The 15,385-nt window shown below is 55.4% G+C and carries 14 protein-coding genes and 1 tRNA gene; 12 read left to right on the top strand and 3 right to left on the bottom strand.

All coding sequences use genetic code 11. The features are described 5' to 3' along the window. The first annotated feature begins 93 nt into the window (after positions 1–93). Both hisG and hisD read left to right on the top strand, forming a co-directional pair. Entirely contained in the window at positions 94–798 is a 705-nt protein-coding gene (hisG, locus tag M2305_RS06660) for an ATP phosphoribosyltransferase (protein ID WP_235271746.1), read from the top strand. Next, positions 795–2,093, top strand: a complete 1,299-nt coding sequence (gene hisD / locus M2305_RS06655) for a histidinol dehydrogenase (RefSeq protein WP_264648917.1) — start codon at positions 795–797, stop codon at positions 2,091–2,093. Before hisG ends, hisD begins: the two co-directional genes overlap by 4 nt. A 14-nt stretch (positions 2,094–2,107) precedes the next feature. Here hisD and M2305_RS06650 read toward each other — a convergent pair whose 3' ends face one another. After that, positions 2,108–3,697 (bottom strand): DUF6311 domain-containing protein, encoded by a 1,590-nt coding sequence (locus M2305_RS06650; protein WP_264648916.1) that lies wholly within the window; start codon positions 3,695–3,697, stop codon positions 2,108–2,110. Positions 3,698–3,978: 281 nt separating this feature from the next. On the opposite strand from M2305_RS06650, the gene infA reads away from it, so the two are divergent. The 5 genes from infA (at position 3,979) to M2305_RS06625 (ending at position 6,208) form a co-directional block, all read left to right on the top strand. Beyond that, positions 3,979–4,197 carry a translation initiation factor IF-1 gene (infA, locus tag M2305_RS06645; protein WP_007282896.1) on the top strand — a complete coding sequence of 73 codons (219 nt, stop codon included), beginning with the start codon at positions 3,979–3,981 and terminating at the stop codon, positions 4,195–4,197. 13 nt (positions 4,198–4,210) lie between these two features. After that, entirely contained in the window at positions 4,211–4,858 is a 648-nt protein-coding gene (locus tag M2305_RS06640) for a Maf family protein (protein WP_264648915.1), read from the top strand. Next, positions 4,855–5,898: a ribonuclease E/G gene (locus M2305_RS06635; protein ID WP_264648914.1), complete on the top strand. Its 1,044-nt coding sequence runs from the start codon at positions 4,855–4,857 to the stop codon at positions 5,896–5,898. The genes M2305_RS06640 and M2305_RS06635 overlap by 4 nt, the downstream gene beginning before the upstream one ends. Next, on the top strand, positions 5,895–6,071 hold the full coding sequence (locus M2305_RS06630) for a DNA gyrase inhibitor YacG (protein WP_211502471.1): 177 nt from the start codon (positions 5,895–5,897) through the stop codon (positions 6,069–6,071). The genes M2305_RS06635 and M2305_RS06630 overlap by 4 nt, the downstream gene beginning before the upstream one ends. A 61-nt stretch (positions 6,072–6,132) precedes the next feature. After that, positions 6,133–6,208, top strand: a tRNA-Phe gene (locus M2305_RS06625). A 73-nt stretch (positions 6,209–6,281) separates the two neighbouring features. Here M2305_RS06625 and M2305_RS06620 read toward each other — a convergent pair. Together M2305_RS06620 and M2305_RS06615 are read right to left on the bottom strand one after the other, a co-directional pair. Continuing rightward, positions 6,282–6,752 (bottom strand): MgtC/SapB family protein, encoded by a 471-nt coding sequence (locus M2305_RS06620; protein ID WP_264648913.1) that lies wholly within the window; start codon positions 6,750–6,752, stop codon positions 6,282–6,284. Positions 6,753–6,809: 57 nt separating this feature from the next. Further along, positions 6,810–8,744: a glycoside hydrolase family 32 protein gene (locus M2305_RS06615; RefSeq protein ID WP_264648912.1), complete on the bottom strand. Its 1,935-nt coding sequence runs from the start codon at positions 8,742–8,744 to the stop codon at positions 6,810–6,812. Positions 8,745–8,855: 111 nt separating this feature from the next. Here M2305_RS06615 and M2305_RS06610 point away from each other — a divergent pair, with 111 nt between their 5' ends. The 5 genes from M2305_RS06610 (at position 8,856) to M2305_RS06590 (ending at position 15,380) form a co-directional block, all read left to right on the top strand. Beyond that, positions 8,856–9,851 carry a bile acid:sodium symporter family protein gene (locus tag M2305_RS06610; RefSeq protein WP_086633289.1) on the top strand — a complete coding sequence of 332 codons (996 nt, stop codon included), beginning with the start codon at positions 8,856–8,858 and terminating at the stop codon, positions 9,849–9,851. A gap of 441 nt (positions 9,852–10,292) precedes the next feature. Then, positions 10,293–11,372: an IS5 family transposase gene (locus M2305_RS06605; protein WP_015075063.1), complete on the top strand. Its 1,080-nt coding sequence runs from the start codon at positions 10,293–10,295 to the stop codon at positions 11,370–11,372. Positions 11,373–11,532: 160 nt separating this feature from the next. Next, positions 11,533–12,003, top strand: a complete 471-nt coding sequence (locus tag M2305_RS06600; protein WP_264648911.1) for a sulfotransferase family 2 domain-containing protein — start codon at positions 11,533–11,535, stop codon at positions 12,001–12,003. Positions 12,004–12,227: 224 nt separating this feature from the next. Next, positions 12,228–14,714: a TonB-dependent receptor gene (locus M2305_RS06595; protein WP_064275197.1), complete on the top strand. Its 2,487-nt coding sequence runs from the start codon at positions 12,228–12,230 to the stop codon at positions 14,712–14,714. Between the two features lie 159 nt (positions 14,715–14,873). Beyond that, positions 14,874–15,380 carry a DUF892 family protein gene (locus tag M2305_RS06590; RefSeq protein WP_099211326.1) on the top strand — a complete coding sequence of 169 codons (507 nt, stop codon included), beginning with the start codon at positions 14,874–14,876 and terminating at the stop codon, positions 15,378–15,380. The last annotated feature ends 5 nt before the right edge of the window (positions 15,381–15,385 follow it).

Below are 15,385 nucleotides of genomic sequence, written 5' to 3'. Positions count from 1 at the left end.
CCTCCCTGTCAAGAAATTTTGGAAGACCGCCGCTTCGTGATATGCGCTGCTGTTCTCTTTTCATTGGCTGCGGACAGCAAGGACAGACGCCCCATGACAGCGCCTCAGACCGGAACGGACACTTCTGACCGAAGCGGTTCTCCGCTGATCCTTGCCCTTCCAAAAGGGCGGATTCTCAAGGCGTTAGCCCCCGTTCTGACACGAACAGGCATCGAACCCGATGCGGACTGCCTTCAGGAAAGCAGCCGTCGGCTGCGATTTGGCACCTCTTATCCAAATCTGGATGTTGTGCGCGTCCGTTCTTTCGACGTCGCAACTTTCGTAGCGTATGGTGGAGCGCATATCGGTGTCTGTGGCGCAGATGTCCTGATGGAATTCGACTATCCGGACATTTACGCACCGCTTGATCTCGGAATTGGTGGCTGCCGAATTTCCGTGGCGCGCCCCAAAACCGTCACTGAAGATCCGGCAGCGTCCCAGTCACGCCTGCGTGTCGCCACGAAGTATCCGACCATTGCACGCCGTCACTTTGCGTCCCGCGCCGTGAATGCAGAAATCGTGCACCTGAATGGTGCCATGGAGCTTGCGCCCACCCTGGATCTGGCGAGCGTGATTGTAGATCTGGTTGATACAGGCTCCACTCTCCGTGCCAACGGCCTTATGGAAACCGAAACCATTGCCCACGTCACAAGCCGCCTGATCGTCAATCGCGTCGCGCTCAAAACGCGCCCCGAAGAGATTGGCGCATTGATCGAGCGTTTCCGGGCAGCCCTCAACACTGAGGGAGCGTCAAAATGAAACGTCTCGATACCCTGAGCGCCAGTTTTGAACAGGATCTTGCGAACCTTCTGGCAGATCGCAGCAGCGACGAGCGCAGCGTTGCAGAGCCCGTTCGGGCCATCCTGGCTGATGTTCGTCAGCGTGGGGACGAGGCGCTCTGTGACTATACGGCCCGCTTTGACCGCCTGACTCTGCCTGCTGAAAACCTACGCATCAGCGCGGAAGAAATTGCCACGCAGGCAGATCTTGTCCCGTCAGACCTGATGGATGCTCTCAAAACCGCTGCCCGGCGCATTGAAGCGTTCCATGCTGCACAGATGCCGAAGGATCTGGATTTCACGGACGACGAAGGAATCCGGCTTGGCATGCGCTGGACGGCTCTGGATGCCGTAGGTCTTTATGTGCCCGGCGGAAAAGCCGCTTATCCCTCCTCGGTTCTGATGAATGCCCTTCCCGCGCGCGTCGCCGGAGTGCCGCGCGTGGCCATGTGTGTTCCGTCTCCCGATGGGGTGCTGAACCCACTTGTTCTGGCAGCGGCCCGTCTCTGCGGCGTGGAAGAAATTTACCGGATCGGCGGCGCACAGGCTGTGGGCGCCATGGCGTATGGAACAGAACTGATTGCTCCGGTGGACCGGATTGTCGGCCCCGGCAATGCGTTTGTGGCGGAGGCCAAGCGACAGGTCTTTGGCCATGTTGGCATCGACAGCATCGCCGGGCCTTCAGAAGTTGTCGTTGTAGCCGATGGGAATAATGATCCCCGTCTGGCAGCAGTCGATCTACTGGCGCAGGCTGAACATGATGAACAGGCACAGGCCATTCTCATCACTACGGATGCCGCGTTTGCAAAGGCAGTAACGGCGGCTGTCCAGACAGAGCTGGAAACCCTTCCCCGTACCGCTATCGCGGCCAAAAGCTGGGAAGACCATGGTGCAGTCATTGTCGTTCGGGATCTGGATGAAGCCGCCCGGATTGTGAACCAGCTTGCTCCTGAACATCTTGAAGTGCTGCTCGACGAACCGCGTGCCTTCAGTGCAAAAATCCGCCATGCGGGGGCCATCTTTATGGGCCGCTACTGCCCGGAAGCTGTCGGCGATTACGTCGGTGGTCCCAACCACGTTCTACCCACAAGCCGCACGGCCCGTTTCGCATCAGGGCTTTCTGTGTTCGACTTCATCAAACGCACAACGACCATTGAGGCGGATGAAGCCGGACTTGAAAAGATCGGCCCCGCTGGTGTTGCTCTCGCACAGGCGGAAGGGCTGGATGCTCATGCTCTGAGTCTTTCGCTACGTCTGGGCCAGATCAAAAACTAAGTGTTCGCCCGCCCTTACGAGGGCGGGCAAATCTTTAGGCCGTCTAAATCCTGACAGTGCCGATTGGCAGCAGGCTGCAATCCGCCCACATAAATTTCGAGCGTTCCCTCCGCCTGGTCGGCTTGGGGCTTTTCTCTGCCACATGCAAAATCTTTGGGCGGGCGGGACAGGTAGAACGTATTGATCGGCCGGTTTTGTTCGGCAGAGAGCCGAAAAACAGTCATAATCCGATCGGCATCCGGGCCGTAGAGATCCAATCCACAGCCTGCAACCGGGTAGAGCGCTACCTGCTGCGCGTCCCCAATCAAACCTGTCAAAGACCTGGTAACGCCCGTAACAGGAAAATCGGCCTTCCACAGGTCATGTGCCTGCGCGCGTAACGAGCGGGTGTCCAGGAATTGCAGCAAGGCACAAACAATAAGTAGGCTGCCTCCCACCCTTCTCGGTATGAAGCGGGATAGACGGATAGCCGCGATCAACAGGCCATATTCTACAGGCCAGAAGCATCGTCCACTCGCACGAAAAACGTCTGCCAAAGGGGGCGACAGGGCTATGTGCCAAAGCCGGTATGAGCCTGCATATCCCATGTTGGAAACAGCGTAGAGCGCCATAATTCCAAGGAAAATCGACAGTCCGGCATGCCGCCGCATCGCGCTCAGAAGTTCGCGCCTGCAAAAGACCACATCACAGAGCAGAAGCAAAAGAAGCCCTACACCGAGATAGGAATAGCCCTCAAAAGACTGGGTCTCCATGCCGTAATGCAGCGCAGGAATAAACGCTAGCAGATTAGAATGCATGGGCCAGATGGGCGACAGCAGGTTCATGGAGAACAGGCCATACCCGCCAGCACCTTGAGCATACCGGAAATATCCCAGCACCTCGCTGACGATCAGGACCAATGCAATTCCAGCTCCGCATGAACAGGCTACCTCACGCCACGCCTTAGCCCTCCGACACAGAAGCGTCAGAGCTGCTGCCGCAATAGTCCCAGAGGCCAACAGCATCAGGATCGGATGAATAAGCAGACAGATCACAAGAAAGATCGGCGTCAGCCCCAAAGCCCACTTTTTCCCCCGCACAAGGGAGAAATAAAACGCAAATGCCAACAGAAGAAGGAATTGCCCCATCAAACTGAGATGAATGATACGTCCCAGAAAAAATGGCATGCAGAGAGCCAGGATGGCTCCGGACATCAACGCAGTAAAACGCCGTTCACCCGCAGCGGATAGCGCCAGAACCATAGAGACCGGCTGCATAAGGAAACAGAACACCAGCCAGAGCCTGTAAGGTACAAATCCGGCGGGAAGCAGAGCCACGAACGGTTTGAACAGTAACAACAGTAACGGTGTACTGTCTGTCATTGCTACGCTGGCACCCCAGGGGGCCAGGAGCGAGTGTGTGTCCAGCAAAGGCCACTGCCACACATCGCTTAGGAAATACCGCTGCCCAGCGACGGCCTGGATTCCGTCCTGGAAAACTGGAAAACGGCTTAGACTGTCCAGCGGGACAAGGTGCACGCCCACGCCCAGCCCCATGAGCACGGCAAGGACCAAAGCCCAGACAATCGAAGGCACCACTCGCACCCACTCATACCTTTTCGCCACGCATGTCCTCGCCTCCGGGCGGAGCTGTCAGAAGCCGTCCCGCTTTTGTTTCATATTACCGAGGCACCAGCCCATTTCTGCCATTTTCATACCCGGTGCCATGGACAATCGGTATGTCTTGTGAAAAGTCCACAATCATTTCGGCCAAAAACATCAGAAAAACCGCGTTAAGCTTGACCTTTTGCCGGACAGTCCGCACATAGCGGAACTGGATTTTCAGGCTCCGATCGGGGCCACTGCCATCCGCAGACCTTTACCCTGTCCCTGAAGCAAGGATTCCCATGTCCAAAGAAGACCTTATCGAGTTCACCGGCACCGTCATGGAACTGCTGCCCAACGCCATGTTCCGTGTCACGCTCGACAACGAGCACACCATTCTCGCCCATACGAGCGGCAAGATGCGCAAGAACCGTATCCGCGTTCTCGCTGGTGACCGCGTAAACGTTGAAATGACCCCATACGACCTGTCCAAGGGCCGGATCACGTTCCGCTTCAAGTAAGAGACTGCGGCGTATGCCCCTTTCCCAGTCTCCCGTGCCTGAAAACGGCATGACAGATCGCCCGGCGCTTGTTCTGGCGTCTGCCTCTTCCCGACGTCTGGCTCTTCTGCAGCAGATTGGAATCGTGCCTGATGACATCATCGGCACAGATGTGGATGAGGAACCGCGCCCCGGTGAACTTCCCCGCGCGCTGGTCCAGCGTCTTGCCCGAGCGAAAGCTGACCATGCAGCAGCACAGCGTCAGGATGCAGCTCTGGTGATCGGTGCGGATACTGTCGTTGCGGTTGGACGACGCATTCTCCCCAAGGCGGAGGATGAACAGACTGCACGCGCGTGTCTGCGGCTGCTTTCAGGCCGAAACCACAAAGTGCTGACCGCAGTGGCTCTGCGTCCCACCTCTGCCTGGCCGGACGGTGTGGCCAATGAGCGCCTTGTGGAAACGGCCGTCACGTTCCACCGACTGACTGACAGCCAGATCGACGCACTGATCGCCAACGGAGATTGGCAGGGCAAGGCTGGCGGCTACGCCATCCAAGGGGCTGCCGCAGCTCATATCCGGCAGATTGGCGGCAGCTACTCTGCTGTCGTGGGTCTTCCGTTGTTCGAAACCGCACAGCTTCTGCGCGGGCAGCCCCGTCGTCAGGGTGGGTGGATCGCGTGATCGAGATCCGCGCCGCCTGCTCTCCGGGCGATGTGCGGATTGCGGTTACGGACTATGAGACCCTTCTGGATGCGGCCATTTGGCGTCCCGGCCTTCCGGATGGGTTTGACGACTGGCATATTGCGCGCATCCAAACGGTCGCTCCCGCATTGGGCGGGGCCTTTGTCACACTCCACAACGGAGATAATGGCTTTCTGTCCTGCCGGGATGCGCTGGTTCAAGGAGAACTGATCTCCGTCCGCGTCAGCCGCTCCGCACAGAATGGAAAGGGCCTCCGCCTGCGTAAGGCAGAGCCTGTGCCGGATATGCCTGTTGCACCGACGCTTCTGGCATGCGGCCCTTCACCACTGGAAGAGCTGGCAGACCGCTATCCTGACGCCCCTCTGTACGTTGATGCACCAGGTATTGCCGCCCGCCTTCCGGCCCGACTGCGCCCCCGGTTTCAGCGATGCCAGCAGGCTTTTGACGACACGCTGGAAAGCGACTTTGACGAACTTGGCTCCGAATTTGCAGATCTTGGCCAACTGACAGCCAGTATCTTTCCCACCCCAGCCCTGATCGCCATAGACCTGGACAGCACCAGCGCTCCTGACTTCAAGGAAAACGTTGCAAGTTTTCCGGCCCTGGCGCGACAGATCCGCCTCCGCAATCTGTCAGGCACTCTGCTGGTTGATCCCGCAGGCGTTAAAACCCGCAAGAGGCCTGCCCTCGTCGGCTTCCTGCGCGATGCCCTGTTGGATGATCCGTTGAAGTCGCAAGTGCTCGGGGCCACGCCTTCCGGCCTTCTGGAAATCACTCGCCCGCGGCGCAGACCTCCCTTGCACGAACTTTTGTCCTCCCCACATGGGAGGGCGCTGTCAGTGCTCCGCACCATTTTGCGAGAAGACCGCAAGGGTCGCACTCTGACAGCATCCATTTCTCTCATCAGGGCTCTGGAGAACGATCCGGAAGCCCTGAGTGACTTTACTTCCCGCCGGGCCGCTCCACTGGAGCTGGTCATGGATCCAAACGCATCCCCCGCAAGCTGGAGCCTGTCATGAGTGCCACCTGCCCTATCTGCAATCGCCCAACGGAACCGGCTTTTCGGCCCTTCTGCTCACAGCACTGTGCAGACATTGATCTGGGGCGCTGGTTCAACGGTAACTACCGCGTTCCATCCTTCAGGCAGGATAATGAAGAAGACTCTGAAGAATATCCTCATACTGAGGGTTGATCCCAAGCGAATCATCAGCTAAACCCCGTTTCCGCAGCGGGTATCTCACCTTAAGCCCGGTGCCCAAGTAGCTCAGTTGGTAGAGCATGCGACTGAAAATCGCAGTGTCACTGGTTCGATCCCGGTCTTGGGCACCATTTTTTCCAGAAAATAAAAATATGTTTGTGCTAAGCCTTAATGCCTAGCACGTCTGAGCTGCGCACAGGGCCGTCATTCCTGATCCACTGCATCGATCTGTGGAGGCAGGCGCCGATCAATCCATTTCACCAGAACTCTCAACACCGTATTGGCACTGAGAATAAAGACGGTCAGCAGAGCTGCTTCCGCAATCATGTCGCACCCTGTGCACGCACCGATGGCAGCTGAGCACCAGAGTGTTGCCGCAGTATTCAGGCCCCGCACATTGGGGCCATCTTTCATGATGACGCCGGCGCCAAGAAATCCAACGCCTGATACCACGTAGGCAATCACGCGAATGGCCGAAACATCGCCGCCAATACGCTCTGCGAGATCTACGAAAGCAGAGGCACCAATCGCGACCAGCGCATTGGTACGCAACCCGGCGGTCCGTTGGCGGAACTGACGTTCCGCCCCGATCAGCGTCCCAAATACAAAAGCAGCCAGATAGCTTCCGAACGTATCCAGAAAGGAGTGCGCATCAAAGGTCTGGGTAAAATGCATTGTTATTCTTTCGCTGCCTGCCGTGTATCGCGGTTCAGAAGCCTTGGCTGTTTGCAATCATACGGCGGTCGGACGCTCCATGGTTTTCCGCAGAGGATACAGACTGAGATTTTCGATAGTTGCACCAGCATTCGTTGCCTGAAGACTGAGTGTATCCAAGGGACTTGCAGGAAACACCAGAGCTGTCCCGACCGACAAGCCATCATTGATGAAGATTTCGAGCGCACACGCATCCAGAACCAGTTTCAACGAGAAACGTCGGCTGTTTGCCGTTAGTGGTGTGGAGAACCTCTCCGTGAAAAATGGCTGCGAAAAGCCATGCAGATCTCCGCGATCCAGCCAGAGCTGAGCTGAAAATGCGTCAAACCCGATAGAGAGAGATTCTCCCTGTCCGTTGGAGAAGACAATCAGGAAGCGACCCGCTCGTCCCTTGTTGCCATCAGGTTGCGGGTTTCTGCGCTCATCCACGGTTACCGTCAGGGAGAGTTCAATGGCCTGCCCTGTGGGGATGGAGACCTGAACGCCGCTCTGGGCAGCAATACGTTCAACCCGAAAAGGAATCTGCTCGCCTCTCAGCATTTTCAGTCCTCGAGGACGCTGCACCAACCGTAGCCAGTTCATATCGTCCCGCCTGAGCGACAAGGTTCGCGGAAGGGTCATAAGACCGCGCCAGCTTCTGTTCGGGACCTCTTCGCAATACTGCCAGTTCCCAAACCAGGCGAAATAGACAGCCTCGTTGCCCGGCATGTTTTCATAAACCTGCATGGCGTAGCTGTCTTTGGCGAAGTCCGTCAGACCTATGACCGTATTCTCGGGGATAAAGCGCTCACCGTCGAAGTCACCTACAAAATACTGCGTGACACTTCCGCCCTGAGGTCCACCGGGATTGACTGAAACGAACAGAACCCAACGGGACGTCTTCCCCTCATCCTCAACCTGCAATTCAATAAGATTGGGACATTCATAATCCACGCCGAACAGACCTGCTGGCCCGAAATCACTGAGATGCATCCAGTGCTTCAAATCAATTGATCCGTAGAAGGCCACCCTGTGAGCCCGAGCCTTCACGACGACCATGACCCACTTTCCACTGGGTTGGTGCCAGAACACTTTCGGATCGCGGAAAGAGTTCAGCCCGATATCCAGAACAGGGTTGTGCTCGTAGTCGATAAAGCGCTTACCGCCATCCGGACTCCATGCCAGATACTGCGTCTGCTTCTGGGGTGTAGCGCGCGTGTAAAGAGCGACCAGACCACCCGGCATGGATGGTAACGGAGGAACCGAAGGAGCCGCTGGCGGAAGTTCAGCTGTTGTCGGTGGATCAAAGACATGTCCGAAGGGAGCATTCGTCCCCGGACCAAGAACATCCATGTTTTCCGGCGAAAATGGTACATCTGACGTGGCCTTGGTCAAGCCGGGAGCCAAGGCCTCAACTGCCGCCTGCGTTGCCGTCTTGGGAGCGGGTGGAGTGTCCCCTTGCGGAGGGGAGCTTGCCTTCGGGGGGAAAAGACCAGAATCATTATTTCGGTCCAGAACCACGCACCCTGAATACGCCTCGCCAGCGGCTGTCTGATCAATCGCGATAGGTTGATCCTGCCACGTGTATAAATCCGCACTGGTTGCATGCCCCCAGTGCACCTGACCCGCATAGGGTGCAAAAGGGTCGTACTGGTAATAGAGATGATACGTCTGCCCGTCGAAAATCAGACCATTGGGATCATTCATGAAGCCGGTTTGTGGCGAGAAATGAACCGTGGGGCGATAGAGATAGTCACTCTGCGTTCTGACAACGGGCTGGCTTGCTATCCCCGGATGATTGCCCGGCTCCTGATGGGAATTGCTGGGTTCATCGTGATGAGGAGTCATTGCAGACATCGGCGTTTCCTCGGCGGCTCTGGCAATCCGGCTACTGCCAACAGCAGCTCCTGCGGCTAGAATGCTGGCCAGAGCCGTGCGGCGCCCGAGTTCGGGCCTGTCGTTTCGATCTGTCATACCTCCACCATACAGGAGGATCCTTAAGCCGGAAGCCTTTCAGGAAAGCGCCCGTCTTCAAAAAGAGGAAGGACATTGCATGTCCGTTGCGAATACGCACATAAGGGCGTCATGAAGCGCTTAGACCCTTTCCTGATGGCCCTGATCTGCGCGATCGTCCTGGCCTCCGTCCTGCCCTGCCGCGGGGAAATGCAACATATCCTGCAGCAGGTCGTCACGGTTCTCATCACCCTGATGTTCTTCTTCCAGGGGGCCAAACTTGAGCGCCATGCCATTATCGAAAGCGTGCGTGACTGGCGCCTTCAGGGAACGGTTCTACTCTGCACATTTGCTCTCTTCCCGCTTCTTGGCATCGGGCTGCATCTGCTCTTCCGCAATTTGTTCCCGAATGCGCTGTTCGGAGAAGATCTGTGGGCTGGCATTCTTTTCCTGTGCTGCCTGCCTTCAACCGTTCAGTCCTCGATTGCCCTGACTTCGATTGCACGCGGCAATGTTCCTGCGGCCATCTGCGCAGCCACTGTGTCGAATATTGCAGGCATTGCATTGACCCCGCTTCTGACAGGCATTGTCCTTGGGCACGTTGGTGCAGGTCATTCACCCCTTGAGAGCGTTCTGGACGTTGCCAAGGAACTGCTTCTTCCGTTCATTCTCGGGCAGATCCTTCAGAAATGGATTGGCCCGATTGTCAAACGCCACAAATTCCTGATTTCGTTCACAGATCGTGGCTCCATCGTCGTGGTCGTCTACACCGCGTTCAGTTCAGCCGTTGTCGAAGGCATCTGGCACCGCGTTTCACCGCTTCATTTGCTTGAGGTGGCGCTGCTGGACAGCTTCATGCTTGCGCTGGTGCTGGTAGCCTCGCATTTCATGGGCAAGGGCATGAACCAGTCCACGGAAAACAGCATCGCGCTTCAGTTCTGTGGTTCAAAAAAATCGCTGGCCTCTGGCGTTCCGATGGCGAGCGTTATCTTCCCCTCTGCCTCGGTAGGCATCATTGTTCTACCCCTCATGATCTATCACCAGATCCAGCTTTTCACCTGCACGCTTCTGGCGCGTCATTATGGAAAACGCATAGGCTTGGAAACACATTCAAAGCCTCATTCCTGAGCTTCATGACAAAGCTGTTAAAGAGGTTTCTTTTTGTCACGAGGTGGTCTTTGACCCCCTTGGGTTCGTAGACCAGTGTGGCCCCAGTTTGAAAACCGGAGCTACAGAATATGCCGTCATACTCGACCCTGGTTCAGGAAAAAATTCCTGAATCGTCGGTACTCAGGCCTGTACCAGACGGCATTCCACAATCCCTTCTCTGCCGACTTTTCCGCGTTCAGCAATTCAATGACATTCACGAACGAGCTGCTGAGCTGCATCTGCACCTGCCCTTGGGCAAAAAGCGCTTGAAACGTCTGGAATGTATTCGAAGTGCTGGTGCACTGTTTATTCATGTTCCCAAAAATGGCGGAACATCAATCTGGAGGGTTCGAAAAACCCTTGGCTCTGAGCTGTTCTGTGTGATTCCATTTCTTCGGCGTTGATTGGGGATGGTGGAAGATGAAGCAGCCTGGTTTCTTTGATGTTGAAGAGCGCCTTGCTCGGCTGAGCGGGCTTGGCGATCAGCTGGAGGCCTTTTCCCGGACTGTGGATTTTGAGGTGTTCCGCCCTGATCTGGAGCTGGCTCTGGCCTATTCAGACGGAAGTAAAGGCGGACGTCCGCCGTTTGATCCGGTGCTGATGTTCAAAATTCTGGTCATCCAGACGTTGAACACTTTGTCTGATGAACGGACAGAGTATCTGATCAACGACCGCCTGTCGTTCATGCGCTTTCTGGGATTGGGGCTGTCGGACCGCGTGCCGGATGCCAAAACGGTCTGGCTGTTTCGTGAGCGTTTGACACAGGCGGGTGCCATTGAAAGGCTGTTTGACCGATTTGACGCGACCCTGCGGAACGCCGGTTATCTCCCGATGTCCGGCCAGATCCTGGATGCAACACTGGTGGCTGCTCCAAAGCAGCGCAATACGAAGGCTGAGAAAGCGGATCTCCGGGCAGGACGTATTCCAGAAGACTGGCAGGACAAGCCCGCAAAGATGTCGCATAAGGATCGTCATGCACGATGGACACTTAAGTTCACGAAGGCGAAGCGGCAGGACGATGGAACCATACCGTCGAGCGATCTCGCCATCCCGTTCTTTGGCTACAAATCCCACGTCTCCATCGACCGGAAGTTTCGGTTCATCCGAAAATGGAAGACGACGGATGCCGCCGCCAGTGATGGTGCGCGATTGAGAGAGGGGCTGTTAGATAAAACCAATACGGCCTCAAGCGTTTGGGCTGATACAGCTTATCGCTCGAAAGCGAATGAGGACTTCATGGACAAAGAGGGTTTTGTCTCAAAGGTTCACAGAAAAAAGCCGCATCTCAAGCCTATGCCCCGACATATCCAGAAATCGAATGCTGGAAAGTCCGTGATCCGATCGCGCGTCGAGCACGTCTTTGCCGACCAGAAATCACAGACGGGATTGTTCATCCGAACTGTCGGTATCACCCGGGCCACCATGAGGATCGGGCTGGCCAATATCGTCTACAACATGCGCCGCTTCCTCTTCCTCGAAAGATTGAACGCGAGCGCATAGTCATCCAGCGGGAGAGCAGTCCCCGATCTGCTCAAAACGCAGATCAAAAGCTCCCCCAAAAACCGTCAATCAAATCGCCAAAAGCCTGAAATCACGAGCCAGGCGCATCAACCAACGGTTCTTCGATCCCTCCATCTGTAACCAGCTTTACGGCTGTTCCATGATGCATCAGACGTTCCGATACTATCGCCACGTCACACCAGAGCTGTCCAAGGAACTGCCGAGCTTTGCCATTTGGCGTGATCCGGTAGAGCGATTTGTTTCTGCTTGGGCGTTCGCAAGAAAAGGCGGCACTTCGACAGTCAAGATCCACCCTTCTGTAAATGCACTTTACCGCTCATTCCACACGCTGGACGATGCCATCACACACGTGGAAAGCCAGTCATCTCCATATGACGTAGACCACGTCTTCCGCCCGCAGGCCTGGTACATTTGCGGAAAGGACGGACAGCTTGAGGTGGATAACCTGTTTCCTATGGAACAAATTGCGCAACTGCCCGAACTCGTTCCAGCCATGCGGGGCCACGTCATCCCACACCTGAATCAGAACCCGCACGCAATCGAAGTTACGGCACTACAAGCTCGCAGAATCCGCAAGCTCTACCAGCAGGATGAAGCGCTGCGCCCGTAACGCCAAGAATAGACAAAGGGAAAAATAGGACCCTTTTCTCTAAACTGTCACAAAGCATACAGCTATCGCTCTATAAATAGCCCCGGAAAGACTGTGTTGTTGCGAAATTACCATACACCCTAAATGTCATAGTGTGACTTACATGATCTGATTGAAGATCACTGCAAACCATGGTCTTTCTCGGCCGAACCAAACCCACCTGGCCGAGAAAGACCCCACAGACGATGCGCCTTACACGCCTCCTCTCGACCTCAGCGCTGATCGCATTTGGCACACTGCCAGCATTTGCAGCGCCTGTTTCAGATACGAAACATCCAAATCAAAAGGCTCATCCGAAGACGGAAATAGCCGCCCCATCCATGATGGGTAATACGGCTCCGACAGATGTGCATGAAGAGCATGTCTCCGTCAGCGGTCGGCATTCTTTCGACGGCGTAACACGTCGTGCCGTTGGCGGCGGCCTGATGGAGAAGCAGGACAGCGCAAAGTCTGTGTCGGCCGTCTCGCGTGACTTCATCGAGAAGCAGGTTCCGGGTGCTGACCCGATGCAGCTGATTGCCCTGCTGCCGGGTGCGAACGTCTCTTCGACTGATCCGGCAGGTCTGACAGGCAGCTCCATGAGCATGCGTGGTCTGGACCAGTCACAGATCGGTTTCACACTTGAAGGCTTCCCGATCAACGATATCGGAAACTTCGCAGTCTATTCTCAGGAAATCGTGGACTCCGAAAACCTGCGTACGGTTCGCGTCGCACAGGGCTCGGCAGATCTCGACAGCCCGCATATCAGTTCGACGGGCGGTGTGGTCGACATGTACATGATCGATCCTCAGATGAAAGCAGGCGGCCGTCTGGGCGTCAGCTATGGTTCCTACGATTATACCCGTGGCTTCCTGCGTCTCGACACGGGCAAGATTGGTAACACCAATCTGCGTGCCTACTTCTCCGGTTCTTATGCCACGGAAGGCGTCAACAACAGCGACGCAACAAACCGCAAGCTGCACGCAGAAACCAAGATTGTGAATGACTGGGGCGACGGTAACCGCGTCTCTCTCGCAATCGTTGGCAACCGTCTGTACAACTATCTGACGCCTAGCGTGAGCAAAGCATCTTGGGATGCCTACGGCCGCGGGGTCAAGGACCGTTACGTCGCCCCTGGCAAGAATGCAGCCGGCCAGAGCATCTCCAATACGGTGTGGAATTCCACTTACAATCCTAATGCTTCTGACAGCGGCACATCATATTACAAGCTGCACCAGAACCCGTTCACCAACATTTATGCCAGTGCCCCATCTACCTTCAAACTGGCAGACAACCTTGTTCTGACGGAAACCCCGTATTTCTGGTACGGTGATGGTAGCGGTGGTAGCGCATATCTGACAGACATGAACAAACTGTCTTACGGATCGCAGGCTACAACAGGTAGCCTGAACGGCGTGACCAGCAAGCGCGTTCTTTACAATCCGTCCATTACGAAAACCTATCGTCCGGGTGCAGTTACGAAGCTGACACTGACCACCGGCCAAAACCGCCTGATGGTTGGTTACTGGTTTGAATACGCCAAGCAGGCTCAGCAAGGCCCCTACACTGGCGTCGGTGCCGATGGAAATCCGTGGGATATCTGGGGTAGTTCAGCAAACGTCGTTCTGGGTAACGGGCAGACTTACATGTACCGCAATACCCTCACGCAGACACGCGTGCACACCATGTTTATTGGTGACACATTGTCGTTGCTGAACAACAAGCTAACAATTGATGCTGGATTCAAATACGCCATTGTTCTGCGTAGCGGCACCAATATGCTGCCGGACACCTCCACTGGCCGAAACACCAGCAAGACCTATGCTGAGCCGTTGCCAACTGTAGCGATCCGCTATCAGATCAACCCGGAAAACCAGATCTTCGTTTCCGGCGCCACGAACTTCCGCATGCCGACCAACTACTCCCTGTACGATGCGGGTGCTTATTACACGGGTTCCGGTTACGCGACGCATGCCAACACAAATCAGAACCCGGAAATCTCCATTTCTGAAGAAGTTGGTTACCGTTATACCGGTAAGACCATCATGGGTTCGATCACTTATTTCCACTACGACTTCACGAACCGCCTGATGTCCACCAGCCAGTGCATGGACGCTGCTTGTAACAATTATTACACAACTAACATCAATGCGGGCGGTCAGACGACAAACGGCGTAGATGCTGAAATCGGAACTCGTCCCGTCTTCCGTTATTTCCGCCCATACGTCTCGTTTGAATACGTTGATGCCCGTCTTGGTAGCAATCTCCAGGCAGGCAGCGGCACCGGAATTGATTATCTACACACCAAGGGTAAATTTGCCCCTGAAACGCCGAAGTTCCAGGTTGGCTTTAACCTCGACTACGACGATGGTCATCTGTTCGGTGGCTACAACCTGAAATATGTTTCCCGCCAATATTCCACGTTCATGAATGACCAGTCCATTCCTGGCTATGTTCTTATGAACGCCAACATTGGTTACCGCTTCCAGAACCTTGGTTTTCTTCAGGCTCCAAACGTTCGGATCAACTTCTCCAATCTGTCGGACCACGCTTATCTGGGCTTCGTGAAGGGCATTCAGACCAACGCGACTCAGCAGACCGGTATTTTCGGTAAGAAAATCAGTGGATCTACTCCGACCTACGCCATCGCAGCTCCGTTCTCTGCTATTGCGAGCGTCAGCGCCGGTTTCTGATCTTCCGACCAGATATCGCTTCGTACAGTCCTCATACCAGTCTCTGATATGAGGACTTTTTTTGTACCCTACGCCGAATTTTCATCATGACGTTGACAGTTCACACGTCATGCACAGATATAAGCCAAGACCCCGTCGTCTTGACGCTAGAGGAAACCCATGGCTGGCAGAACAAAGTCCGCAGAAACAACAGCACTGGATATTTATCTGGAGCGGTTGCAGGACCATCTGGCAATCGAGACCAAAGCCATCGAGACCGTTCTTTCAGAGCTTCCATTCTGCGAGCGCTATGGAAGTGTGAGCGCCCAGATGGAACAGGACCTTATCCTGCGTCGAAAACATGTCAGCGACATCACGGCCCTTCTGAGCCGACATGGCCGGCAAACGCCCGCAGCGCATGAGACCGTCTCTTCTATTCTCAGCACTGTTTCCAGTTTGTTGAGCACTGGAGAGGAAAGTAATCTCCTCAAAAACGTACTCACCGACGTCAGTTACCGCGCTCATCAGATCGCATCTTTGAATATGCTGGCGATCCTTGCAGACCGCTTGGGTTTCAGCAGCGACCTGTCTCTTCTGGAGCGGCTTCGCAATGAGGAAACAGCTTCGACTGACAAGCTACAGCAGAATTTGCCAGTTATCGTGACGCAGTATCTCGCCAATCACTAAAAACA

It is taken from the genome of Gluconobacter cerinus, from assembly GCF_025961355.1.
Classification (GTDB): domain Bacteria; phylum Pseudomonadota; class Alphaproteobacteria; order Acetobacterales; family Acetobacteraceae; genus Gluconobacter; species Gluconobacter cerinus.
This window is presented reverse-complemented; position numbering and strand designations above follow the sequence as displayed.